A 25,901-nucleotide genomic window follows, 5' to 3' on the forward strand; every position below is an offset into this window, starting at 1 on the left:
GCTAACAGCACGGAGGGATATGAATGATATCGAAAATGTTCACAAAAGATAGACTACCTGTACTCATCTTATTATTCTTAGCAGGCGTAATTAACTATTTAGACCGTTCAGCATTATCCATTGGTGCTCCATTTATAAAAGAAGACCTTTCATTATCAGCCACACAAATGGGAATTATATTTAGTAGTTTTTCTGTAGGATATGCTATTTTTAATTTTATCGGCGGAATGGCGTCTGATAAATACGGTGCAAAACTTACCCTATTCGTTGCCATGATTGTATGGTCATTATTTAGCGGTGCCATTGCATTAGCCGTTGGATTTGCTAGTTTAATTGTTATTCGTGTTTTATTCGGGATGGGTGAAGGCCCGCTTTCAGCCACCATCAGTAAAATGGTAAATAACTGGTTTCCTTCGGATCAACGTGCCTCTGCTGTTGGATTAACCAATAGTGGAACACCTCTTGGCGGTGCCATTTCAGGTCCAGTTGTAGGATTTATTGCGATTTCTTTCAGCTGGAAGATCTCCTTTCTTCTAATTATGGTTATTGGTCTGGTTTGGGCAGTTTTATGGTGGAAATTTGTTAAAGAAAAACCGGCAGCATCCGCAGAAAAGTTAACAGTCGTAAAAGACAAACAGGTTCCCCAAGAAAAACGTCCATTAACCTTTTACTTAAAACAAAAAACAGTTTTATTTACAGCCTTTGCGTTCTTTGCCTATAACTATATTTTGTTCTTTTTCTTAACTTGGTTTCCTAGTTATTTGGTAGATGCCCGTCACATGGATGTTAAAGAAATGAGTGTCATTACCATGATACCTTGGATTGTAGGATTCATCGGACTTGCATCCGGCGGATTTGTTTCAGACTTTGTTTTCAAAAAATTCACACACAAAGGTGTGTTATTCTCCCGGAAAGTGGTTCTAGTAACTTGTCTATTTATTTCAGCTGTTTGTATCGGAGGCGCTGGTCTTGTCACAACAACAGTAAGTGCGGTCACTTTGGTTGCCTTTTCAGTGTTTTTCCTATACTTAACAGGAGCCATTTACTGGGCAATCGTGCAGGATGTAGTGGAGCAAAGCAGTGTTGGGTCCGTAGGAGGGTTTATGCACTTTTTGGCGAATACTGCTGGTATTATTGGACCAGCTTTAACAGGATTCCTTGTTGATCGATCCGGTTCATTCACATCTGCATTTTTATTGGCAGGAGGATTAGCCATCTTTGCTTCCTTATCGGTCATCCGTTTTGTTCGTCCTATTAAATATCCAAACACTAAAAATGATACTTTAAAAATGCCAGTATAAGACCTATCAATTCAACATGCACCAAAAAATCGACATGCTTTCTGCTTGTCGATTTTTCCTTTTAGGTCCCCGCTCAAGTGGTTAAGCAGTAAAATAATCGGGAAACATTTTAATTACTTTCGGGAGGCCTTCTTTTTTATAAAAATGTCTTCGCAATAGTTCCTCTGTTTTCTCCTCATCATTAGAGGTGATGCTATTAAAAATACCTTGATGTTCACTTACCACATTCTCCATATGGTTAGGTGTATTAAACTCTAGATAACGCACCCTGTTCAAATGGGCTTTCATTTGTGAAACAACCGTAACTAATGTTTCATTTTCCACTAGTTTCAAAAAAACAGAATGAAATAACTCGTCGTATTGTAGAAATTCAACATGATCACCCTTTAAAGCGGCTGTTTGTTGTTTTTCAAGTAATTCCACTGCCTTTTGTTCACTTTCTTTATGTCGGAAATCATCAGAATTCCAGTTTTTAGCTACCAGTTTGAGCGCACTTATTTCCAAGCTTTCTCTCACAAACATGTTTTCTGCGTATCTCTTTTCTGATATCAAAGCAACCCGTGCACCTCGCTGGGGAAGGATTTCAAGTAACCCTTCTTGCACAAGCATAAGAAAAGCTTCACGAATAGGAGTACGGCTTACCCCTAATACAGAACCGAGTTCACTTTCTGACAACATTTGCCCTGGTTTAAAGTTTAGCGTGATAATTTCTTCACGGATTTTTGAATAGGCTACTTTTCCAAGCGTTTTCCTCGCAGGAGAGGAGATACTTTCAAGGCTCAACATGACACGACCTTCACATTTTATTATTAATATACTAGTATACTTTACTTCCGTAAGCTGGTAAAAGTCAACAGAACTCCAACCTAATGAAAGAATTATAAAAAATCGCCCATTTCACTAAAACAGTGGAATAGGCGTAATGGTACTCTAACATTCATTTAAACTTCTAGCGGACTATTTTCCCTGGCCCGTTATTTGCAAAAGTGACTACTTCATCGACTGAAAATACATTGCAATCACCATGTACGGTGTGTTTTAAAGCAGATGCTGCTGTTGCAAATGTAATAAGTTCCTCAGGCTGTGTACGATTAAGAATTCCATGTAAAACACCTGCTGCAAAAGCATCACCGCCGCCTACCCGGTCAACTATGTGATCAATTTGGAAAATCTCCGACTGATATAGCTCCCCTTGATTGAAGAAGTTTCCTTGAAGCGTATTGGTTGAAGCAGAGATAATATTCCGGAATGTTGAGCTTAGATATTTAATATTCGGATACATTTCAGAAATTTTTGTGTAGTAATATCTTAAATTGTCCTCTTTTGAAATGTAATCAGCAGGTTCAATGCCAAGGATATAGACAGCATCTAACTCTCCGCAGGAACAAATATCAACATAAGGAAGTAATTCTTTAATTGTATCTGCTGCTTCTTGCTGGCTCCATAGTTTTGCCCGGTAATTAAAGTCAAAGCTTGTAAGAACCCCTTGTTCCTTTGCCTTTTTCAGCGCCAGCAATGTAAGATCCTTTAAGTTTTGGGATAGGGCAGGGGTTATTCCAGTAACATGGAAGAGCTCCACTCCTGAAAAAACTTCATCAAAATCGATCTCATCCTGCTTAAGGTTAGAAAAACTAGAGTATTTTCTATCATAGGTAACTTGGGAATTTCTTTGTCCTACCCCAGTTTCCAAGTAGTATGCACCTAACCGTTCTCCACCTTTAATTAAATAGTCAGTATGAACGCCATAAGATTTCAGCTGTCTCTCCACGGCAATACCTAGTGGATTCTCCGGGATTTTGCTGACATAATAAACATCATGTCCAAAGTTAGAAAGTGAAACGGCTACGTTTGCTTCTGCACCGCCATAATGCATGGTAAGCTGATCCGCTTGAAACAACCGTTCACCGCTATTCACAGAAAGACGGAGCATGATTTCTCCAAGTGTAACGATTTTTTTCATGGTTAATTCCCTCGAGCTTCTTTTACTTTTTGGGTATATTGCTTTGCATATTCAGTTATTTTGTTATAATCCCCAGTCTTAGCAGGAGCCACTAGATTGCCGCCTACACCGACAGCGACACAGCCATTTTTGATCCATTGATCGATATTATCCAAGCTGACTCCGCCTGTTGGCATAATGTTCACTTGTGGAAGAGGAGCCTTTACAGCCTTTACAAACTCTGGGCCAAAGGCGTTACCAGGGAATAGTTTAACAATGTCCACCCCAGCTTCTAACGCATGTTTCATTTCAGTAATCGTCATGCAGCCTGGCATATAAGGAATTTGATAGAGGTTGCAAAGTTTAGCCGTTTCTCCATCAAATGCTGGACTAACGACAAACTGTGCACCAGCAAGGATGGCAATTCTTGCTGTCGTTGCATCAAGAACGGTCCCTGCTCCAATAACAACCTCAGGATTCTCACTATAAACAGAAGCCAGCTCTTTGATTACTTCATCAGCTCCCTGGACTGTAAATGTAACCTCAATCCCAAGAATACCGCCTTCTACACATGCTTCAGAAATCTTAACCGCTTCTTCCTTAGAATCCGCCCTTACCACGGCTACTACGCCACATTCAGATAACCTCGTCAATACATCAAGTTTTTTCATTATTTCATCGCCATTCCCTTCGTTCAATTTTTAAAAGTTAGAATATAAAATTAATTTTACAACGTGATATGGAAAAGGGCCATGACATTTCTCATGGCCCGCCTATTCTTAGTTAACTCCCGCGGTTTTCTTATCCAATACGATATACTTTTCCAAAGTACGTCTGACTGCACCCGTACCAGCAAGCATTTCATAGAAGATAGACTCAATCTTTTCGCCTAATCCTATTTCGTACAAATTGACACCAAAGATGGTTTCATTTGATAGGATCGATTGGATGTTAGACGATTGAGCACCCAGGGAAACTCCTTCAAGAGCCGATTGAAGAGTCTCTAATAACGGATCAGGGCTAAGAGTAAATGGCCTTCCTTCATCATCCATCCCGAGGAGATATCGGCACCAAGCTGCGATAGCAAGCGGAATCGCCACAAGGTCTGCCGGATTTAATTCTTCTCTTTCCACATAGGATTTGAGTGTTTCACCGAAACGGATTCCTACTTTTTGAGATGTGTCGGTTGCAATCCTTTGTGGCGTATCCGGAATATATGGATTAGAGAACCTCTCATTCAATACTTCGTCGAGGAAGGCCTTAGGGCTGATTATCCCAGGATCAACAACGACCTTAAGTCCTTCTTCATAACCGATCATTTCTACAAATTTTCTTAAGGTTTCATCTTTCATTTCATCCGCGATCAGGGTATAGCCTAATAAGCAGCCGGAAACAGCCAATGCTGTATGGAGCGGATTTAGACATGTTGTCACTTTCATCGTTTCCACCTTATTAACTGTTTCTCTGTCTGTAAAGATTACTCCTGCTTGTTCCAGGCACGGCCGTCCATTAGTAAATTTGTCTTCAATGACAAGATATTCACTGGCCTCTGCATTAACGAATGGCGCCGTATACGTATGCTTGGGCGTGACAATGATGTCCATGCCGCTAATCCCTTGCTCCGTAAGAGCCTCTTTTACCTTTTCAGATGGCCTTGGCGTAATTTTATCAATCATGCTGTGAGGGAAGGTGATTTTTCCTTCATCCTCGAGATAAGCAATGAAGCCTTCCTCCACAAATCCCCTCTTCTGCCACTCCTTTGCGATTGTTAAGATGGATGCTTTGAGCTTATCGCCATTATGTGAACAGTTATCCATGCTGACGAAAGTCATTGGATATTGGCCTTTTAAATATCTGCGATAGACTAGTGCTGTTACAATGCTCATCGCATGGACCGGGCTTTCCAATCCATTTTCAAAATCCTTCTCAACAATGCCGCTGAATTGCCCTGATGAGTTGGTCAAGGCATAGCCTTTTTCCGTAATTGTAAAGCTAGCCATTTGCAAACTTGGATTTTCGAATATGCCGACAAGTCGATTGAACTCGTCTTTTCGGTTATAATCAGCTGCAATTGTATCGATAATGCTGTTAATGACAGTCTTTTCAAACGACCCGTTCGCTTTCATTGTCACAAGCAGGGTCAAATTATCATATGGCTTATTTAACCGGTCAATCATGTCAAAATCAAATGTTCTCACTGCGATAATTCCGGTTTCTGCTTGTCCTTGGTTTAACAGTTTTTGATGTGCATTGGCAACAAAGCCTCTAAAGATATTTCCGGCACCAAAATGCACCCACTGCGGCTTTTCGCTTGTATTTTGGGCAACCTGATCAAAGTCAAATTGCGGAAGTTCGACTCCTATTTCACGCCAGGCTTCAGCATCATTTATTATACTGCTTCTCGTTAACTGTAGCACTCAGCTCTCTTCCTTTCTCTTTTTCCAGGCTGTCCCACACACCCAGCATATACATAATTCCAAGTGCTCTGTCATACAGTCCATAACCAGGACGGCAGTGTTTCTCTTCGCCCCAAAGGTGACGGCCGTGATCAGGGCGGACATAACCCGTAAATCCACTCTCATGGTAAGCTTTGACGACTTCAGCTACATCGACGCTTCCATCTTGGCCGCGGTGAGATACTTCAATGAAATCACCATTTTCAAATACTTTCACATTTCTAATGTGCGCAAAGTGAATCCGATCATGGAATTCACGAATCATAGCCGGCAAGTCATTTTCTGGATTGGTTCCTAATGAACCTGTACAGAAAGTTAACCCGTTATAAGGGCTGTCTACAAGATTAAGGAATCTTCTAATATATTCTCTGTTTCGAATAATACGAGGCAGTCCGAAAATAGGCCAAGCCGGATCATCAGGATGGATAGCCATTTTCACATCATATTCTTCACATACAGGGATCACTCGTTCAAGGAAGTATTTCAAGTTGTCGAATAAAATATCCTCGGTCACACCTTCATAGGCTTTAAATAAATCGTCCAATTTAGCTAAACGTTCCGGTTCCCAGCCAGGCATTGTGAAATCTCCGGCACCCTCAAGAATTTTATTAACCATGTCCATAGGATCATTGGTAATCGCTGCTTTTTCATAAAATAAAGCATTTGAACCGTCAGGTAATTCCTTATATAGATCCGTCCTTGTCCAGTCAAAAACCGGCATGAAATTATAACAAATGACCTTCACTCCAACTTTAGAAAGCTTCTTAATCGTATCAATATAAATATCGATATATTTATCCCTTGTAGGCAGTCCGATTTTGATATCATCATGAATGTTTACGCTCTCCACAACTGCTGGGCTGAACCCTTTGCTGCGAATTTGGTCCGCAACTTCCTGAATTCTTTCCATTTCCCATTCTTCCCCTGCAACCTTATCATGCAGGGACCACACAGCTCCCATTACACCTGGAATTTGTCGTATATGGTCAAGTGTAATTGAATCGTTTCCTTCTCCATACCATCTCCATGTCATCTTCATTACTATCCACTCCTTTTAGTTATTGGCTTTATGAAAGCTATATGATTCTAGCAAGCCCTCTTTTCTTACCCTAGAAAAATCTAAGAGGACCTTCCGCGCTGCATCTGGATTGGTTTCAATTAAATGGATCGCTTCTTTCACTTGTTCAAACGGGAACGTATGAGTGACGAAGCTATCTGTGTCAATTTTTCTATTATTAAAAAGATCAATTACCTCTGGGAATTGGTTTGTCTGTAATCGTGACCCGCTAACAGTCAATTCCTTTTTGGTGATTTCTAATTGAGGGATTCCTGACCTTTCTTCAGAAAATCCCATGACCACAATTCTTCCGGCTACCGAAGCAAGTTGGACAGCTTGTTCAAATGTCTTCGTCGTACAAACTGCATCGATGACAACATTAGCTCCCATTCCCTCAGTCCATTCATTTATTTTTTGGAATGTATCCTCTTTCAGAGGGTTTAGTGTAAAATCGGCGCCAAGGCTTTTGGCATAAGATAATTTTTCTTCACTTAAATCTGAGATGATACAGGTTGCACCTCTATGCTTGGCAACTTGCAATGCACAAATCCCAATAGGGCCGGCTCCCATGATAAACACAACATCTCCTGGCCTAACATCCCCGCGCCAATTTGCCTGTGCGCCAATTGTGAAGGGTTCAACTAAAACAGATTCTTTCCAATCTAATGCAGGGTCGACTTTATGAGCCATTTTTTCTGGGACAACCACATACTCTTGGTAACCGCCATCCATATGAACCCCAAAAACCGTTAAGTTCTGACAGACATTTTGTCTTCCATTTCGACATGCATAACATTCTCCGCAGGTCAAAATTGGTTCGATCACAACATGATCATCTGCCTTAAGAGAAGTAACTCCTTCACCCGTTTTTATTACTTGGCCAGTCACTTCATGCCCGATTACACGCGGGTAGGTAGCAACAGGAGAGGTCCCGTGATAGATATGGATATCTGAACCACAGATACCAGCCATCTTCACCTGAATTAGTACCTCATTATCATGTTGAATTTGAGGCATCTCTTTTTCAATTATTTCAAGCTGCCCTGGTTTAACCACTTGAATCGCTTTCATTTTTCATACTCCCTCTTTTTTAAATACTAGTATACCAGTAGAGGTATAACAAGAAATTCCAATTAAATGTATACCCTTATTGTACTGGTATACTTGTATACTAGTCAATTATTACCGATCATTAAGAGAACTTTATGATTTTTTGCTACGTTAGAGACTTTTTTCCATAAACTAAACGAACAGCCCTGATTGACAGAGATAGTTAATGCTCAAAACGGCTAAATTAGATTACCTTCTCCGTCAAATCAGCGTTATATTTCTTAGTAATAGGCTTAACAAACTTAATGACTGACAATGAAGCAAAGACGGCTAATCCGCCTGCCAATAAAAATGCTGCTGTGTAGGTACCAGATACTTGGACAAGGTAACCTGTTAATGTTGGCCCAATGATTCCTGCAGTATTAGCTAAAAAGTGCATAAACCCTCCGACAGAACCTACATTCTTCTGGTCAACAACATCATTAACGATAGCCCAGTAAATTGCTCCTGTTAAATATAGGAAGAATACAGATAGCGCTACCAAAGTTACAGCAGCTACCGTGGTCGTAACAAGTCCGGCAACCCCAATGCAAATGGCGGATGTAAACAGACAAGACACAAGCACCACTTTTCGTGCAAACAAGGCTTTTCCTACTTTTCTATATACAAAATCAGAGACAAGTCCGCCTGAAGCAAGACCGATAAAGCCCAACACCCATGGAATGACAGTAACAACGCTCATTTCTTTAATACTTAAGCCGCGGGCATTGGTTAAGTAACTTGGAAACCATGTTAAGAAGAAAAACAAAATATAATTATAGGCAAAGAATGCAAAAGCGGTAAATAATACAGTTCTTTGTTTTAAATAATATGACAACGGTATTTTTTCACCTGATTGGTTTTGATTTGACTTGGCCGAACCATTATTTTGCTTGCGCTCACCAGCGGGTTTATCTTTAACAAACATCCACCAGCCTGCTGCCCAAAGAATTCCAATTACCATAATAATAATGAAAGAGATTTTCCAGCCATAATTCAAGGCGATAATTCCAACGATAGGGCCGGCAATTGCTCCACCTAGTGGTGTACCGCTATTAGCAAGTCCAATTGCAGTTGCGCGTTTATCAGATGGGAACCAGTTATTAATCATTTTATTGATTGTAGCCGATAACGGTCCTTCACCCATTCCAAAAAGAACCCTAATAACAATCAAGCTGACAAGGCTGAATGCTAATGCAACAGCACCGCTGAATAAAGACCATACAACCATGGCCACAAAAAGAGTCAACTTTGCACCATAGCGGTCAGAAGCCATGCCGCCTATGAAATTAAAAACCGCATATCCTACAGAAAAGCTACTAAATACGATTCCTAGTTGAGTAGGAGACAAATGTAAATCTTCAGTAATAAATGGTGCCGCAATCGAAAGTGCCGATCGGTCCAGATAGTTCACAACACCTGCTAAGAAAAGAAAAATTAAAACAGTAGTTCTACCTTTAGAAAACATAATTTTCCTCCTAAGTATATTTTGGTTTGGTTTTGAAACCGTTTACCTAAAGTTATAAAAAAATATTACTATAGTAAAAACCCTTAATTACTTGTCTATCACTCCTTTAGTTTATATCCTGTAAGCCGTTTCATTAAATAATATTAGACGTCTACACAGAGATAGTAACATATTTACATACTAGTATACTAGTGTTTTTTTAAAATTTTATGTTTTCTTTTTTAATTAAGAATCTATCCAAACAGATAGACGTGGGCTTACGACTGTTGATACTTAATGGAAATTACATTATTTTTTTACGATTCGATTTTATTAATAGAGGCATTTTGATAAAATTAATAAAAGTACGATTTTGAAATTTCTTGGGTGATGGTATGAAAATTTCAGTAGAAGAAATTAACAAAGAATTAGAAGAGGAAATCCTCATTAGATGTCATGAAGTTGATGACGAAATTTACGAAATCGTCAACAAGCTGAAAACTGAAGATCAATTTGTACTGGGATATCAACATGATAAAGTTCATCGTATTAAGCTTAGCGATATCTATTATTTCGAGGCGGTGGATGGCAAGGTATTTAGTTACTGCAAGGATCACGTTTTTGAGGTCAAACAAAAGCTTTATGAATTAGAGGAATTAAGCAAAAATAACAACTGCTTTCGTGCATCCAAATCTACCATTTTGAACATCAAAAAGATTTCATCTATTTATCCGTCCATCAGCGGCCGATTTGAGGCGGTGCTTGACAACGGTGAACGTGCTGTTGTCTCAAGACAGTATGTGCCAGTCCTAAAGAAAATGCTGGGATTGTAAAAGGAGGGATAAATATGAAGATGTCCAAATTTCTACAAAAGATTTTGAAGGATTTCTTGATGATCTTCGCATCCATCGTCATAATCATGACTATATTGCGGCAGCTATATGATCCTTCTCTGGCCTTTGATTTGAATGATATGTATATCATTATGGCTTTTTCACTTTTAAGTGCATTCATTGGATTTATATTGTATTCCCCTATTGAGCTGGATGAAAAGAAAATACGAATAAGAATGGCGATTCACTTTTTCACTTTGGAGATTGTATTGATTGCACTTGCCAGTGTCTTTGGTATTGTGAATAGTGCATCAGACGGAATCATTCTTGCACTGCAAATTGCTTTCATCTATATCCTGGTTCGTCTGCTTTCATGGCGAAATGATAAAAAAGAAGCTCAAAAAATCAACGAAAAACTCAAGGCATTAAAAAAAGACACTAATGAATCATCAATAAAATTATAAGGTATCAGTTGTCATTAACTGATTATTAGGCGGTACGCTTCATTGCTTACTGCCTTTTTTGCAACTTATTTGCCCGTGGATACAACTTACTGTTTTTCTATATACTTCCTTTTCGTAATTTTTTATGATGAGTCCATAATAAACTTTTCAAAAAAAGGGGTAATTACAATGGGAATTTTACTATTACTGATTGCTTTAACCTTCGAGATTTCTTTTGCCATCTACTGTATGGCAACGAAGCATAATCATAAAAAGATAAAGAATTGGATCAGGCTTTCAATATTTATTGCTTTTGTCATCCTCTCACTTTCATCGGTGATTGTCTGGAGTTTCCGCTGGGCACTGCTTGCAGCGCTGCTTTTTCTATTAGCGGTTAAGGGGACAGTCTCCCTTATCCGTAATAAAGAAAATAGTAAAAAATACAAAACTTCAACCAGTGTATGGAAATTATTCGTTATGATAGTTGCAATAGTCTTTGCTCTTGCACCTGCAATTGTATTCCCACAGCATAAATCACCAAAAGTGACAGGGGAATATACAGTCGCGACTGCTGCTTACACATATGTTGACAAAAACCGTATAGAGGAATTCACCCACAAGGGAGACAACAGATTGGTGAATGTAGAATTTTGGTATCCCAAAAATGCAAAAGGAACATTCCCATTATTGGTGTTTTCACATGGGGCATACGGTATTAAAGCAAGCAATACTTCAACCTATAATGAACTTGCAAGCCACGGTTATATCGTCGTTTCAATCGATCATCCCTATCACTCCTTTTATACTCGCTCTGAGGATGGAACAGTAGCTACAATTAATACTGATTATAATCGTGAAGTCAGCAATCTCAATAAGGATGGGATCTACACGAACGAACAACTCTATGGACTCATCCAAAATTGGATGAAACTGCGGACGGACGATATGAACTTTGTCATTGATACGATTCTTAAAAAAGCTAAAAATGACGATAATCCCATTTATCAACATATTAATACAGAGAAAATTGGCGTATTCGGGCATTCAATGGGCGGCGCAGCAAGTGTTTGGTTGGGAAGAGAGCGCAGTGATATAAGTGCGGTTGTAAATATTGATGCCCCGTTCTTCAGTGAGCTTGTTTATAAGAAAGATATTGAAGATTTTACGGCAAGCAGCAAATCCTACACGACGCCGCTTCTTAATATTTATTCCGATGATGTTTGGGGACAGCTCGAAAACAACTCCCTTTATGTGGCGAATAAACCTAATAATGAGCACTTTAAAGGCGCATACACAACTCACTTTAAAGGGGCCAAACATTTAAGCTTGACCGATTTGCCGCTATTCTCTCCAATACTTGCAAATATTCTTCAAGGAGGAAAAGCAGACATTGATAAATATTACTCTATTGAAAAGGAAAATGAGCTCATTCTTAAATTTTTCGATTATAAATTAAAGGATATAGGCACTTTCACTTTAGAAGAAACCTATTGATATAATTATGAAGGTTACACAAATAAATGGCTAGGAGTACCCCCCTGGCCATTTAACCTACACAGAATATCATGCATTTTTTAATCTAATTCCCGGAATATTGCTCCAGGTACTTTTTCTAACCATTGTTCCATAACATGAAACTTAAAAAAACAATAATCCATAACATCGGAAGTAAGTTTATTAAAACTGCAAATCGTTTCCTTTTCACTCGAAACACCCAAGATAAAATGGAAGCAACGATTACTGCAATTGGATATAAAGAAATAACTAAGACAAATGAAACATTAGCTGCATTCATGCCATTGTCGAAGCTCATAAACGACAATCCCCAAATAACAAACCACGGAATAAAGGATAGCACATATAAGATTTGGCTAATAAGTAGATACGATTTCATAAGTAACTCCTTTCTAAAAGTCTAAACCATTCCCATACTATCTATATAACTAAATAATGAGGACAGTACAATAATTTAAATTTGGGTTGAGAAAATAAAAACTTTATTAGTTCCACGTGAAACATATTTTTATGATATCTAATTTAGAGAACATACATAAAAAATAAGCCAGATAAGGATTCAATTACTGAATTGTCTTGTCTGGCTCACTACTTCCTATTTTATATTCCGATATTAATTCACATTTATCTCATTGAAATTTATAACTCTTCACCATTCGTTTGAATCACTTTTTTGTACCAATGAAATGAATCTTTCTTAGATCTTTCCATTGAGCCATTTCCTTCATTATCTCGATCCACATAAATCATACCATAACGTTTTTTCATTTCACCTGTTGTAAATGACACGATATCGATGATTCCCCAAGGAGTATAACCAATTAAATCCACGCCATCGTAGTTTACTGCTTTTTCTAATGCTTCAATATGCGATTTTAAATATTGAATGCGTTCTGGGTCATGGATAGAGCCATCTTCTTCTACCGTATCAATCGCACCAAAACCATTCTCAACGATGAATAATGGAATTTGGTATCTGTCATAAAAACGGTTTAATGTATAACGAAGACCAGTTGGGTCGATGGACCAGCCCCAATCACTTGCTTTAATGTATGGATTTTCAACACCATTAGGTAATCCGCCATTTAAGATACTGCCTAGATTTCCCCTTACAACATCACTCTTAACAGTTGTGGACATGTAATAGCTGAATCCAAGATAATCAACCGTACCATTTCTTAGAATTTCATCGTCTCCATCTTCAAACTTGATATTATACCCGGCACGTTCGAATTCTTTTAATGCGTATTTCGGATAAATTCCGCGCACCTGAACATCAGGGAAGAAGTAACGCTGTCTCATTTCTTCTTCAGCTAACATGATATCCTCTGGATTACAAGAATAAGGATAGATCGGCACGTGTGACACCATAGCGCCAATTTGGAACTCTGGATTAATTTCTTTCCCCTTTGCGACTGCCAAGGCACTGGCAACTAGTTCATGGTGGGCTACTTGATACATAACCTCTTTCGCATCTTCGTTTTCTTCCACCATAACACCTGAATTTGTCCATAAGAAGATTGGATTATTGACGTCCATTTGGTTGTTGATCTCATTGAAAGTCATCCAGTATTTCACTTTGTCTTTGTAACGTTTGAAGCACACTTCAGCGAATTTCGCGAAGAACTCCACTACCTTACGATTTCGGAAGCCGCCGTACTCCCTTGCTAGATGTAATGGCATTTCAAAGTGAGATAACGTAATAACTGGTTCAATTCCATATTTCAACAATTCATCAAAGACATCATCATAGAATTGCAATCCTTCTTGGTTTGGTTCCGCTTCATCCCCATTTGGAAAAATTCTGCTCCAGCCAATCGATGTCCTTAAGCATTTTAATCCCATTTCAGCAAACAAAGCGATATCTTCTTTATACTTATGATAGAAATCAATGGCGACCTGGTTCGGGTAGAATTCGCCCTCTTCAATTGTTTGTGTGATTTTCCTTGGTACGCCATGGGCACCTGCAGTCATGACATCCACAACGCTTGGCCCTTTGCCGCCTAGATTCCAGCCACCTTCAAATTGATGAGCAGCCAAAGCACCGCCCCATAAAAAATCCTTTGGAAGTTTTGTCATTTTATTTCCTCCTCTTCTAATAATGTAACTATTAAACTATATGGATACATTATAATTGTACCGGTATAATTTTTCAATAACGGTACAAAATATTTAATAACAAATAATATTATTTGAAGGTTTATGTTATACTGCAAATATAAAACAAAGTAAATAAATTAGTGGGGAAATGATATGTTAAAGTATCAGCAAATCGCAGCAGAAATTGAAAAATATGTTGAAGAAAACGCTCTTCAACAAGGAGATAAGCTGCCAGTATTAGAGGCATTAATGGCTCAATTCGAAGTGAGCAAGAGTACGATTACTAAAGCTTTAGATCTGTTGGAGAAAAAAGGGGTAGTCTTTCAAGTAAGAGGCAGTGGAATTTTTGTTAGAAGGCATAAGAGGACAGGTTATATTAGTCTGCTTTCAAATCAAGGGTTTAAAAAGGATCTTGAAGAATTTAATTTAACCTCTAAAGTCATTGAATTAGATGTGAGAAAACCAACACAAGAAGTCGCTGATAATTTAAACATGGGACTCGATGAAGATGTCTATTATGTAAAAAGAGTAAGGTATATTAACGGCCAAACGTTGTGCTTTGAGGAGTCCTATTATAATAAATCGATTATTACGTATTTGAATAAAGAAATAGTTTCCGAATCGATATTCCATTATATTAGAGAAGCTCTAGGATTACGGGTCGGCTTTTCCGATATGTTCCTTCATGTGGAAAAACTGAATGAAACTGAAGCGAATTATTTAGGTTTGAAGACTGGTGAGCCTAAACTCTACGTTGAGACTATTTTCCATTTAACGAATGGACAGCCATTTGACTTTTCAAAGCTAACCTATAACTACAAACAATCGCAGTTCTTTATTCAGGCGAATAATGAATTGTTATAGCAGGGCGGGAGCTATTTCCCGCCCGCAATTTATTTGCTCAATTTATTTTTGTACTTCCTTCATCTCATAATTTACTTTTATTCGCGGGAAACTATCTGTGGAATTGCCTCCCCATAGTTTCTCATATTTATAACCGGTAAGGGATTCAACCACTTCTTTTGTTCTAGGATCTACATCTTCTTTGCGTCCGTTGTATTTCAGACGGCTAATTTCATTAACTAGAATAGCATGCGTTTCTTTATTTAGTTTAAAGGTGAATGCTGCTATCAATGCGACCAGAAGCAGTCCAGTCACCCCAAAAACCATAATCCCTACAATTGTATGAACGGCACTGACTGGCTGTGTGGCAGCCTTTTGAACAAAACCACCCGCACTTAGGACCACACCAACAAGGAACGTTGCGAGAGCGACAGAGGATTTTCTAAAGAATGTCATGACTGATGCAAAAATACCTTCACGTCTTTGTTTCGTAATCATTTCATCTACATCCGGAATAAATGGAAATACATTCCACGGGATAAATTCCAGCATACTTCTGCCAATTTGATAGACGAACGAGATGATTCCAATAGTAAGGATTAAATTGCTCGGTTGTATTAAATAAGCAGCTCCAAATGCTAATAAACAAACAATCATTGTAGAATAAGATATTTTAAATAGATTAACCGGCCCAATCTTAATTAATAGGTACCCATAGACAATCGCGCCTGGTATTCCAATGATACTAAGAGAAAGTAAATTGGCTGCAACGGCAGATGTAGTATTCAAAGCATAGACACAGAAGAAAACGAATACTGCGTTAAAGATATCTTTACCTGTCATCGAACAAATATAGATAAGTAAATGTTTGCGGAAACTTTTCACTTTAAAAGTGGATGCAAGGTCATTTAATGTTTGACCAATTGCCTTTAGAGATTTACCAAAGCCTTCAGGATGTTTCTGTTTATTGATAATCTGTTCCATCTCTTCAGGTGTAACTTCTCTTTCCCATGTAGTACGGTAGGAAATAAATACACAAACCGCATAAACAACTGCGAAAAAAGCACCATTGATAAAGAACGCCATTGAGTTGTCTTGACCTAATACACTAAATAATTGACCTGGAACAAAGGTTGCTAAGAAAGTACCAGTTGCTGAGATGAACATTCTTGCTGAGGATAATTTTGTTCTTTTATTAAAATCTGTTGTCATCTCTGATGGGAGCGTTTCCCAAGGAATCAATACCATTGCTGCAATTAATTCAAAAAGCAAGTAAGTGAGCAGATAGTATAAATAACCCATGTCTGTCACCCATAGCAGAATGTAACAAAGCATTAAAGGTGAACCAGCCAGTAAGAAAAAACGGCGTCTGCCAAATTTTCGACCTGCTCTAAATTTTAAGAGGTTATCAGATAAACTGCCCATAAATAAACTGAAGACAGCATCAACTATACGGGCAATTGCAATAATTGAACCAGCTTCCACAGGCGATAAACCGGCATACTTAGTATAGAAAAAAATTAGCCATGCACCTATAATTGTAAAGGCACCTCCGCCCATCAGATCGGTTAATCCGAAGCCAATGCTTGTCCGAAGGGTGATTTCTTTATCTTTTCTAGACATATGTAACTCCTCCTATATGAATTAATTAAACACGCATTAATATTCTAAGCGCTTTCAATTTTAACCTAAAAGAAAAGGAGCAAGAACGATTTAATCCTTTTCTTGTTTGCTTTAGATTACTAAACTAACAAATTTTGCTGAGATTCATATAGGGAATAAAAAGTTAAACCCCTTCATTGATATTACATGTCTAATATTTTTTGCCAGATGGCTTCATTAACAGGAATTCCTTTTTCTAAATTCTCTTTTCTCGTTTTTACTGTCCTTTCCCCAGGATAGGAAACCCTTTCATTTTCTTCTGCAGGCTCAGTTAGATGTAAATAGTCAATTGCATCATTTACTGCATTTTCAATAAAGGCCTGCCCTGAGATTTTAATCGGATCAAAGGCAATAAACACTTGTGAGGCCTTATAACATGATATCCCGGGTGCTGGTTTTTCCCCATCAATTTTATTAGTAGATAGCCCGCCCGATAGAAGGGTTACAATCATATCTAAAAGGATAGATAGACCCGAACCTTTCCAATAACCTGTGGGCAATATGCGCATGGATTTTTCAATTTCCGCCGGGTCTCTTGTCAAATTCCCCTCGCTATCGAATCCTCCATCAATAGGAAGCAGTTCATTTTTCAATCTAGTTACTTCCAATTTTCCATAAGAGAACTGGGACATGGCCATGTCCAATACAATATTTCCTGCTTTTCTTGGAACTGCCATAACCAATGGGTTATTCCCGATTCTCATGTCCTTCGAACCCCATGGCGGCATACATGATTCTGTATTTGTCCAACAGATTCCAATAAATCCGGCATTCGCTGCCTGCCAGCCATAATTTCCTCCACGCATCCAATGGTGGGTATTTTTAATTGTAACCAGTCCCATACCATTTTCACGTGCAATCTCCATCGCCCGATTCATACAAAACTTTGCATTTAAATCTCCAGGTCCGAGGTTACCATCATATCTTTCAATTAACCCGATATTATCCAATTTCGTTGGCTCAGCGTGAATATCCACTAATCCTCTTTCAATATAATCAACAAAACGCGGAACTCGATTCAGACCATGTGAATATACGCCATCCAAGCTTGCCTCCGTAAATAATAACGCACTTTCTTGTGCACGGTGGAGTGAAAAGCCCTTTTTTACTAATACACGTGTAATCTCTTCCTTCATTTTTTCAAATGATACCCTTTTCATTTTGTTGTCCTCCTTTTATTGATATCATCTTTATTTATTTATCTATCTTTCTGGATTCTCATTTGTCTTTTTCAATTATTTATTTCTACTTAAATACAGACAAATGGTGGAAAATTCCCTTGCAAATAAATTTATATAAGGTTTTACTTGAAATAAATGTATTACATTTTGATAAGAAATCAAATATACAATTTAATTATATTTGTACTATTTCACTATGAAAAAGAGAGTGATACAAATGGAACAACTTTCTGAATTAGATATATTGGAGAATATGTTTGTACACTTCACGTATGTTGCTAACCGTGAATGCACTCCAAATTGGAAGTTTAAAGGGAATGAAATATTCGATAAACACAATCTTATATTGGTTTACGATGGAGAGGCTGAAATAACTTGTAATAACCGAAAATATAGGATTTCCAAAGGGGACTTGATCTACTTTAAACCTCATGATTTTCGATTAGGGTCCACTTTCCAGGATAAATTAATGAAATGCTTTACAGTAGATTTTCTATATACATGTCCGGTCCTTAAAAATAACGAATGGCAGTATTTAGATATAAATCTTCCCTTTGCATCTGTTGAGAATATCCATGATGATTTTCTCTTTTCAAGACTAATAGATTTATTTTCTAATTTCGCAAAGACTTGGCTGTCCGGAAATCATAATAAAATGACTAGGGGAAGGGCTATGTTTATGGAAATACTTACATTGCTTTTCCAGTGGAAGTTTAACGATCATTTCAATTACGATAAAATACGCAAAATTGATCATGCTATTAATTATATGACTGAACATTATTCCTCCCAGATAAAGCTGCAGGAAATTGCCGATAGTTTAGGCATTAGCCTATCCTACTTTGGAAATATATTTAAAGAGATAACAGGAAAACCTCCAATCGCCTACCTCATTGCTATTCGAATAAATAAGGCAAAAGATTTATTAATGGATGGTTTTTCAGTTTCAGATACAGCACAAATGGTTGGTTTTAATGATATTTTTTATTTCAGCAAATGCTTTAAAAAACACGAGGGGATAAATCCCTCACAATTTGTTAAGATTGATATTTAAACTAAGAATAATTAAGGGCATGGATTTAGAGCAATAATTTAAGTCGTTAATGCACGCTCAAGCCAAGAGAGAGTGCTTCGCTGAAGCTTATAACTTCCAGGTAAAAGAATTGGAAACAATAATTCATACAACTGTTAACATGCACTCTAAATTTCAACACTAAAAGGCTGACTCAAAATTTAATTTTGGATCAGCCTTGTTGTTTATAAAGGTATGGCTGTCCACGAATGAACAAATGAGAATTAACATATTTATTAAAAAACTGGCCGATTGGAGTTGGTTGCTTGAGCAATTTTAATCCAGAAAAACTATTTGTGGCATACAGCAGTGGCGTTACTGCTACGGAACCTGTTATCCCAAGATGTTACACACTCACTCACTCTGATTTTACTGGGAATTTATTTTTAACAATTGGAAGTCGTTATGCCTGGGAAAATATCAATCCTAATAGAGATGATGTATTAGGGGTATGGAAACAAAATGAAAATTCTCTGTACTTTTATGTTTTCTTATATATAGACCAAGGTGAATATAATATAAATGTATCTGCAAAACGCAATGAAATATTTAAACGGGAACTACCACTTGCATTAACAGCTATTCAATACGGGGATAGGTTCTTATTCGACGTGCACCCTAGTCTGGAACAATCTTTAATAATAGTTAACTTTATATCGGCCTATCCTCAGTTTGCTAGACAAGAAAGTTGGGGGCCCTTCCGCCATTTTTCATACAGATAATTATCTAAGATGTAAAGCCCAGGTTTAACCGTATTAATTATGGACAGTATAGGAATAATCTCTCTTGTAAAACTTCTAAGACTTCCTTTGGTACTTCCCTGACCTTAATATCCCCACCTAAGAAAGAAAGCCAATTTGTCATTTCGGTTAATTCTTCTGAAATATTAACATTGATAAAAGTCTTTAAAATGGCTGTTGTTTGGTAAGGATTCGTATAGGAAATGGAAACATTCAATGGATGGTATTTTCTGAACTGGCTAATCGCCTTTGGACCCAGTTCAAGGACAAGGTTGATTTCTCCTTCTTGGCTGCTTAATTTTTCTAAAATTTTTTTCTTATTTAATCTTTTCTTCATTGGAAAAGGTTCAACATTGATGAGATGGTCAACTTGATAAATCTCCCTCTTTTCTTCCTTTATGTCTAAGCCATCAATTAGCCAAAGGCTTTTTTGGTTATAAAGATTCAAGAGGTAAATAGGAAAAGACTTTATCATCTTCTCTTCTTCGATGGTAATCAACAAATGGCGATCCAAAAGAAGGAGTTGGATAAGCTTTTCTAACATGGGGTGCGGTAGATCTGACAGTTCAAGCAAATCGGGATTATTGGGGTTAGTCCCTTCAAAAAACAAGATTTGATTTAAAAGAACAAGGTCATCTTGCTGGTTTTCTGAGATGAGGCCCAGTAATTTTTCAGCTAAAGACTGACGACTCTTTAGATAGGGAAGTTGTTGATTTCGCGTGGCCATGAACGCGATAAAAAGAGCCTTGACCTCATTATCGGTAAAGCGGACTGTAGGCAGGACAGAGTTGTTCATGACAAAATAACCGCCATCCCTTCCAACTTCAGCGACAAGCGGCATCCCCATTGCTTCAATTTCTCGAATATCTCGAATAGCTGTCGAACGAGAGATGTTAAATTCCTGCATAATCTCAGAAATGGTAAAGTGGGACCGGTTATTGATATACCGCATGATAATATTGATCCGTTCAACTTTTTTCATCGGGATCTCCTAAACAGTATCATTTTTTGACATAGTTAAAGATTATTATAAACCTATCAAATGAAGAGATAAAACCATTTGACAAAATTTTAATAAAGGGATGATTTGAATATGACAAATTATACTCTAGAAGAAAAAGATAGCTTTACCGTTTTAGGTATTGGAACTGAGCTTAAGAGCCACTACACAGACTATGCTGGAATCACAAAGGAAAAGACAGACTTTTGGTCAGCTCTCAAACAAGATGGAAGACTTGAGATGTTAAAAGCCGTGTCCACAAATGATTACATTTTTGCTGTAAATGAAGCAGTAAATAACAAGATGATGCATTATGCCGGTGTCATGACAAAGGAATCATTACCTGAAGCATCCAGAATAATTCAATTTCCTAAAGGAGAATACTTGGTTGTTAAAGGAGAAGCAGAAACAGCTGAGGTGTTGAGTAATATGCTCACTGGTATTGCCTTTGGTCAAGTCTTGCCAGAGGCAAAGAATTTTGTCTATGTCGGCGGTCCAAATACATCCGTTGAGATGGGACAGAGAAACGGCTTAGTCTATGGTGAAATGTGGATTCCTGTGGTTAAAAAATAAAAGGAGGAAAGGAAATGTCCTATACCGTTGATTTTAAAAATGTGTCTACGGTTGGCTTAGAGTCTTCACCAACAGCAGAAACACTTGCTGGTTTACGTGCAAATGAAGCACGTTACTTTATGAACAAATACAAGCATGAATTTTCGGTTGTTCCAGCTAGTGAGTCCTCTGAGACCCTTGATTATGTTAATCGCATTTTAAAGGAAGAACGTGATATTGAATTTGCAGCTAAACCTTTAGAAACATCCCGTTTTCAAGTGGAAAATATCAATTGGGCCTTCGTTTTTTATGAGGATGGTCTTGAGGTCAACGTCCTGTATACGGTTGATGGGCCTAAACCTAAACGAGCTGTTGGTTTTAAGCTTTCTGAGGGGATGGAGGTCCCAAAAGAGTTAGAAGGGAAGTTCAAATTTGCCAGGCAAAAGTCTAAATTGGCTGGAACCATTCGTGGCTCGTTTTTTGTAATTAAAGGAGAATATTAATAACCAAGCAGCACCCCTTCATCAAATTAGAGGGTGCTGTTGATTTTATGCAGACATCCTATAACTTAGGTAAGGTTCTTCTCACCTGTTTAGGCGGCAGCTTTTAAACATGCGTCATTACTCTCTCAATAACTAGTCTTTGCTTCTTCACCTGAATGTAGTTTGGTTAAAAGAAGGACTTTCTCAATCTTTAAAGAACTTTTTAAAATAGCTGTTTTAAAGGTGGGTGTTTTTTATAGGAACGAAGCTTCTTATTGATGGCCAAATTAAAAAAAGTATAATCAAAAAGCTCCAGACTGCTGGGTGTGTTTTCGCTGAAGAAGAGGCCGAGCTTCTTATATCTGAGGCGCGGACATTGGATAACCTCACCGCTATGATCAATAATCGAATAGCTGGTTCTCCACTTGAATATATCCTTGGTTGGGCGAAGTTCTGTGGACACAATATAGCAGTAGAACCTGGAGTCTTCGTCCCACGCCGTCGTACCGAGTTTCTCGTCCATCAAGCGGTTAGTTTGTCTCTGCCTGGGGTTAAAGTTGTTGACGTTTGCTGCGGTTCTGGCGCAATTGGTGTAGCGATTGCCAAAGCTCTTGGTTGGATTGAGTTGTATTCAACCGATATTGACCCTACTGCAGTGCGCTGTGCTATCCGAAATGTTACTAGCCTGGGTGGTCAAGTATATGAAGGTGACCTTTATAAGCCTCTTCCCTCTTTTCTTCGTGGGAAGGTAGACATCCTAATAGCGAATACACCATATGTGCCTACCGACCAAATAAAGCTGCTTCCCCAAGAAGCTCGTCTACATGAACCGAAGGTGGCACTTGATGGAGGGGTTGACGGACTTGATATTCAGCGAAGAGTAGCAAAAGAGGCAACTCTTTGGCTGACCGCAGGAGGACACTTATTGATTGAAACGAGCAAAATGCAGGCACCCCAGACCGTTGAAATTTTCTCTCAATATGGACTAATGCCACGGTTAGTGCACTGCGATGTGTTTGACTCTACTATCGTAATTGGGACCAATCCGCTTTAGAAATTACACGAGAAACAAATCCTTTTACAATACTTTAGATTCTTTGGTTACTTATGGATAGGTTGCCTTCATCGTTCATACTTTCCCACACCAGTCCTATTATGGACCGGTGTTTTTCTGTTTCCCTAAAAAACATCATTTACTTATGATACGGTTCACCACCCCTATTTAACCAGCTGTTTTTTACAACAAATTTAAAACTATAATTTACTTCCTTAAACAAGCTGGATTCTGAAAAACCTCATTGTACTCCGATATCCAAATGATAAAGTTGGCCGTATTAAGCTTAGTGATATCTATTATTTCGAAGCGGTGACGGAAAACGAATAGTATTTAAAATCGAAATAAACTGTATACAAAAAACAAAAAGTTGTATACAATATTCTCAACTTAAATCTATCAAATAAGGAGAATACAATAATGTTAGTGAATACAAAAGAAATTTTAACACAGGCACAACAAGGACAATATGCTGTGGCAGCTTTTAATGTATATAACTTAGAAACAGCCCAAGCTGCTATCCAAGTAAGCGAGCGGGAATGTACACCCGTGATTATTGCTCTAGGAGAACGTTATTTTCCTACAGTAGATGTTGAAGGTTTTTCTGCCATGATCAAAGCAATGGCGGAAAAAGTAAAAGTTCCCGTTTCACTGCATCTTGATCATGCTTATGAAAAAGAATCCATCATTCGGGCAATTCGAGCTGGTTTTACCTCTGTGATGTACGATGGTTCGAAATATGATCTTGAACAAAATATCCATTTTACCAAAGAGATTGTAGAAATTGCCCATATGGCAGGTGTCTCTGTTGAAGCAGAAATCGGCTCTGTGGCAAGGGGAGCATTCTCAGATGAAGAAGAAGGCGATGGGACTTTAACGGATCCACAATCTGCTAAGGCATTCGTAGCTGAAACAAACGTTGACTTTTTAGCTGCTGCGATTGGAACAGTTCATGGAATGTATAAGGGCGAACCAAAAATCGACTTGTCTCTGCTAGAAAAGATTCGTGATGCGGTTGGCATCCCGCTTGTTCTGCATGGCGGTTCAGGAACACCTGATGATGTTCTAACAAGAGCAATCGAATTAGGAATCTGTAAAGTAAATGTCAATACAGAGGTTTCCATGGCAGCGGTCTCTTACCTTGAAAAATATGCTAAAAACAAACAAATGGCCCATCTATCTACCATCATGGCAGAAATGCAGCGAGCAATGGAGCCAGTCATGACGAAATTTATCCGTTTGTTAACGAAAAAATAACAGAACAAAAATTGCCCTCAGAATTTACCGAGGGCAATTTTTTTTATCCATTCAATGGTTTCAATTACTCATAACATGCAGATAAAAATTCAAGTCCGTTTCCAAATGTTTTTTCATCAGAATTTCAGCCTTTTCACCATCTCTTGCCTTGATTGCCTCATAAATTTCTTCATGCTCATCAATAAGATGTGGACGATTATAGATAACAACCGTTTTTCTAAACAAATAAATAATCGCCTGCATCCGATCAATGATATCAATCATGACAGGATTATTGCTCGCCTTCACAATATCATTGTGGAAACTTTCATTGGCAGACATGATTTCTTCTTTCGTGCCCTTTCTGCCAATCTCCACATACTCGTATAGTTTTTTAATTTCATTTTCTTTTAAAAAGTTAGCCGCACATCTTGCTGAGTACCCTTCTAACAGGATCCGTACATTAAACATATTTCGTAAATCCTTCTCCGTTGGATTTACCACTCTCTTGTTAACGACTAGTCCTTCATATTCTAATTTCCGTATCGAATCTCTTATCGGTGTTCTGCTGACGCCAAGCTCAGCAGCAATTTTTTCTTCGCCGATCTTAGTACCGCCAGGAAGCTCACCATTTAAAATTTTATCGCGGAGAATTTCATAACAATGATGATACGCCGGTCGTGAGCTGTTACTTTCAAGCACAAATTTCACCCCAGTTTTACAATTCTAATTACATCCATAGTATCAAATTATTTTATAAAAATCATTATAGAGGAACAAGTAAAAGCTCACCAAGTATACGAAAATTAAATAAATGTACACAAATTCGACAAAAAATGTATACAAAAAAATTTTTTTAGTATACAATGAAACCGTAAACATAAGAGTAAGCGATTGCTTACAATCTTTCAATTCCAAAGCGGATGGTTCTATCATTTGGGAAAAACATTTTTCAAGGGGTTATCGGCTTTTCATAACATAATGCATTGGGAGGAACACAATATGACAAAAAAAATTGGCTTTATCGGACTAGGAATCATGGGAAAACCTATGGCTTTAAACCTTATTAAAGCAGGACATACATTAACAGTTAATGATCTTAACCAAGAAGCAGTACAAACATTATTGGAAGCGGGTGCAGCGGAAGCACGTTCACCAAGAGAAGTAGCAGAAAATAGTGAAATTATTATTACTATGCTTCCGGCATCTAAGCATGTACAATCTGTTATTTTAGGCGACAATGGAATTTTAGCAGGAGCAAAAGAAGGCTCCATCATTATTGATATGAGCTCCATTACCCCTGCTGTTTCGATTGAACTTGCCGAAGAAGCGGCAAAAAAAGGCGTTGGCTTCTTGGATGCACCTGTCAGCGGCGGTGAACCTAAAGCAATTGATGGTACTTTAGCTATCATGGTTGGCGGTAAGGAAGACGTATTCGAAGCAGCAAAAACAGTTTTATTCGATATGGGAAGTGCGGTTACATTAGTTGGGGATAGCGGTTGCGGAGTTACTGCCAAATTAGCTAACCAAATCATTGTAAACCTTAACATTGCGGCAATTTCAGAAGCGCTTGTATTAGCAGCCAAAGCTGGAATTAATATCGAGAAAATGTATCAAGCAATTCGAGGCGGATTAGCAGGAAGTGCAGTGCTTGATGCAAAAGTTCCATTAATTCTTGAAAGAAACTTTGCACCAGGCGGAACGATTGCGATCAATATGAAAGATATTACAAACGTAATGGATACGGCTCATGAAATTGGCGTACCGCTTCCATTATCAAGCCATCTATTAGAAATCTTCCATGCATTAAAAGTTGATGGAAAATTAATGGATGACCACGGCGGTATCGTTCAATACTATGAAAAACTAGCAAATGTTGAAGTAAAGGGGTTCTAATCA

Annotated in this window: 25 protein-coding genes; 12 read left to right on the forward strand and 13 right to left on the reverse strand. The window is 38.1% G+C overall.

The window, feature by feature from the left end; translation table 11 throughout:
- Window positions 1–35: 35 nt before the first annotated feature.
- Complete coding sequence (locus GXK58_RS17880; RefSeq protein ID WP_160724574.1) at window positions 36–1,301, forward strand: MFS transporter; 1,266 nt, start codon at window positions 36–38, stop codon at window positions 1,299–1,301.
- Between the two features lie 81 nt (window positions 1,302–1,382).
- Here GXK58_RS17880 and GXK58_RS17885 read toward each other — a convergent pair whose 3' ends face one another.
- From GXK58_RS17885 to GXK58_RS17915, 7 genes are all read right to left on the reverse strand, one after another.
- Window positions 1,383–2,087: a GntR family transcriptional regulator gene (locus GXK58_RS17885; RefSeq protein WP_160724534.1), complete on the reverse strand. Its 705-nt coding sequence runs from the start codon at window positions 2,085–2,087 to the stop codon at window positions 1,383–1,385.
- A gap of 163 nt (window positions 2,088–2,250) precedes the next feature.
- The gene (locus GXK58_RS17890) at window positions 2,251–3,261 is read right to left on the reverse strand and encodes a sugar kinase (protein WP_160724535.1); all 1,011 of its coding nucleotides are present in this window, start codon (window positions 3,259–3,261) and stop codon (window positions 2,251–2,253) included.
- A gap of 2 nt (window positions 3,262–3,263) precedes the next feature.
- On the reverse strand, window positions 3,264–3,911 hold the full coding sequence (locus GXK58_RS17895; protein WP_160724536.1) for a bifunctional 4-hydroxy-2-oxoglutarate aldolase/2-dehydro-3-deoxy-phosphogluconate aldolase: 648 nt from the start codon (window positions 3,909–3,911) through the stop codon (window positions 3,264–3,266).
- A gap of 108 nt (window positions 3,912–4,019) precedes the next feature.
- Entirely contained in the window at window positions 4,020–5,657 is a 1,638-nt protein-coding gene (locus GXK58_RS17900) for a mannitol dehydrogenase family protein (RefSeq protein ID WP_160724537.1), read from the reverse strand.
- Complete coding sequence (uxuA, locus tag GXK58_RS17905) at window positions 5,623–6,735, reverse strand: mannonate dehydratase (RefSeq protein WP_160724538.1); 1,113 nt, start codon at window positions 6,733–6,735, stop codon at window positions 5,623–5,625. The genes GXK58_RS17900 and uxuA overlap by 35 nt, the downstream gene beginning before the upstream one ends.
- A gap of 15 nt (window positions 6,736–6,750) precedes the next feature.
- A complete protein-coding gene (locus GXK58_RS17910; RefSeq protein ID WP_160724539.1) occupies window positions 6,751–7,824 on the reverse strand; it encodes a zinc-binding alcohol dehydrogenase family protein in 1,074 nt (357 codons plus the stop codon).
- Window positions 7,825–8,047: 223 nt separating this feature from the next.
- A complete protein-coding gene (locus GXK58_RS17915) occupies window positions 8,048–9,310 on the reverse strand; it encodes an MFS transporter (RefSeq protein ID WP_160724540.1) in 1,263 nt (420 codons plus the stop codon).
- A gap of 374 nt (window positions 9,311–9,684) precedes the next feature.
- Here GXK58_RS17915 and GXK58_RS17920 point away from each other — a divergent pair, with 374 nt between their 5' ends.
- The 3 genes from GXK58_RS17920 (at window position 9,685) to GXK58_RS17930 (ending at window position 12,059) form a co-directional block, all read left to right on the forward strand.
- A complete protein-coding gene (locus tag GXK58_RS17920; protein WP_160724541.1) occupies window positions 9,685–10,122 on the forward strand; it encodes a LytTR family DNA-binding domain-containing protein in 438 nt (145 codons plus the stop codon).
- A 14-nt stretch (window positions 10,123–10,136) separates the two neighbouring features.
- The gene (locus tag GXK58_RS17925) at window positions 10,137–10,586 is read left to right on the forward strand and encodes a DUF3021 family protein (RefSeq protein WP_160724542.1); all 450 of its coding nucleotides are present in this window, start codon (window positions 10,137–10,139) and stop codon (window positions 10,584–10,586) included.
- A gap of 168 nt (window positions 10,587–10,754) precedes the next feature.
- Window positions 10,755–12,059, forward strand: a complete 1,305-nt coding sequence (locus GXK58_RS17930) for an alpha/beta hydrolase family protein (RefSeq protein ID WP_160724543.1) — start codon at window positions 10,755–10,757, stop codon at window positions 12,057–12,059.
- 118 nt (window positions 12,060–12,177) lie between these two features.
- On the opposite strand, the gene GXK58_RS17935 is transcribed toward GXK58_RS17930, so the two are convergent.
- On the reverse strand, window positions 12,178–12,459 hold the full coding sequence (locus GXK58_RS17935; RefSeq protein ID WP_160724544.1) for a hypothetical protein: 282 nt from the start codon (window positions 12,457–12,459) through the stop codon (window positions 12,178–12,180).
- 260 nt (window positions 12,460–12,719) lie between these two features.
- Complete coding sequence (gene bglA, locus GXK58_RS17940; protein ID WP_160724545.1) at window positions 12,720–14,159, reverse strand: 6-phospho-beta-glucosidase BglA; 1,440 nt, start codon at window positions 14,157–14,159, stop codon at window positions 12,720–12,722.
- Window positions 14,160–14,333: 174 nt separating this feature from the next.
- Here bglA and GXK58_RS17945 point away from each other — a divergent pair, with 174 nt between their 5' ends.
- The gene (locus GXK58_RS17945) at window positions 14,334–15,044 is read left to right on the forward strand and encodes a GntR family transcriptional regulator (RefSeq protein ID WP_160724546.1); all 711 of its coding nucleotides are present in this window, start codon (window positions 14,334–14,336) and stop codon (window positions 15,042–15,044) included.
- A 42-nt stretch (window positions 15,045–15,086) separates the two neighbouring features.
- Here the strand turns inward: GXK58_RS17945 and GXK58_RS17950 are convergent, their stop codons facing one another.
- Complete coding sequence (locus GXK58_RS17950; protein ID WP_160724547.1) at window positions 15,087–16,646, reverse strand: MFS transporter; 1,560 nt, start codon at window positions 16,644–16,646, stop codon at window positions 15,087–15,089.
- A gap of 182 nt (window positions 16,647–16,828) precedes the next feature.
- Complete coding sequence (yiaK, locus tag GXK58_RS17955) at window positions 16,829–17,845, reverse strand: 3-dehydro-L-gulonate 2-dehydrogenase (RefSeq protein ID WP_160724548.1); 1,017 nt, start codon at window positions 17,843–17,845, stop codon at window positions 16,829–16,831.
- 238 nt (window positions 17,846–18,083) lie between these two features.
- On the opposite strand from yiaK, the gene GXK58_RS17960 reads away from it, so the two are divergent.
- Together GXK58_RS17960 and GXK58_RS17965 are read left to right on the forward strand one after the other, a co-directional pair.
- A complete protein-coding gene (locus tag GXK58_RS17960) occupies window positions 18,084–18,920 on the forward strand; it encodes an AraC family transcriptional regulator (RefSeq protein WP_160724549.1) in 837 nt (278 codons plus the stop codon).
- A 284-nt stretch (window positions 18,921–19,204) separates the two neighbouring features.
- Entirely contained in the window at window positions 19,205–19,660 is a 456-nt protein-coding gene (locus tag GXK58_RS17965; RefSeq protein ID WP_160724550.1) for a staygreen family protein, read from the forward strand.
- A 37-nt stretch (window positions 19,661–19,697) separates the two neighbouring features.
- Here the strand turns inward: GXK58_RS17965 and GXK58_RS17970 are convergent, their stop codons facing one another.
- Window positions 19,698–20,660 carry a helix-turn-helix transcriptional regulator gene (locus GXK58_RS17970; protein WP_160724551.1) on the reverse strand — a complete coding sequence of 321 codons (963 nt, stop codon included), beginning with the start codon at window positions 20,658–20,660 and terminating at the stop codon, window positions 19,698–19,700.
- Between the two features lie 111 nt (window positions 20,661–20,771).
- Between GXK58_RS17970 and GXK58_RS17975 the strand changes: the two genes are divergently transcribed.
- The 4 genes from GXK58_RS17975 (at window position 20,772) to GXK58_RS17990 (ending at window position 24,023) form a co-directional block, all read left to right on the forward strand.
- Complete coding sequence (locus GXK58_RS17975; RefSeq protein ID WP_160724552.1) at window positions 20,772–21,251, forward strand: GyrI-like domain-containing protein; 480 nt, start codon at window positions 20,772–20,774, stop codon at window positions 21,249–21,251.
- 14 nt (window positions 21,252–21,265) lie between these two features.
- Window positions 21,266–21,733 carry a phage tail protein gene (locus GXK58_RS17980; protein ID WP_160724553.1) on the forward strand — a complete coding sequence of 156 codons (468 nt, stop codon included), beginning with the start codon at window positions 21,266–21,268 and terminating at the stop codon, window positions 21,731–21,733.
- 253 nt (window positions 21,734–21,986) lie between these two features.
- Window positions 21,987–22,766, forward strand: coding sequence for a putative protein N(5)-glutamine methyltransferase (locus GXK58_RS17985; protein WP_160724575.1), 780 nt, complete (start codon window positions 21,987–21,989; stop codon window positions 22,764–22,766).
- Window positions 22,767–23,186: 420 nt separating this feature from the next.
- A complete protein-coding gene (locus GXK58_RS17990; RefSeq protein ID WP_160724554.1) occupies window positions 23,187–24,023 on the forward strand; it encodes a class II fructose-bisphosphate aldolase in 837 nt (278 codons plus the stop codon).
- 60 nt (window positions 24,024–24,083) lie between these two features.
- On the opposite strand, the gene GXK58_RS17995 is transcribed toward GXK58_RS17990, so the two are convergent.
- Complete coding sequence (locus tag GXK58_RS17995) at window positions 24,084–24,704, reverse strand: GntR family transcriptional regulator (RefSeq protein ID WP_160724555.1); 621 nt, start codon at window positions 24,702–24,704, stop codon at window positions 24,084–24,086.
- 300 nt (window positions 24,705–25,004) lie between these two features.
- On the opposite strand from GXK58_RS17995, the gene garR reads away from it, so the two are divergent.
- Window positions 25,005–25,898 (forward strand): 2-hydroxy-3-oxopropionate reductase, encoded by an 894-nt coding sequence (garR, locus tag GXK58_RS18000; protein ID WP_160724556.1) that lies wholly within the window; start codon window positions 25,005–25,007, stop codon window positions 25,896–25,898.
- Window positions 25,899–25,901: the final 3 nt, after the last annotated feature.

This window comes from Bacillus sp. USDA818B3_A (assembly GCF_009928415.1).
Lineage (GTDB): Bacteria > Bacillota > Bacilli > Bacillales > Cytobacillaceae > Neobacillus.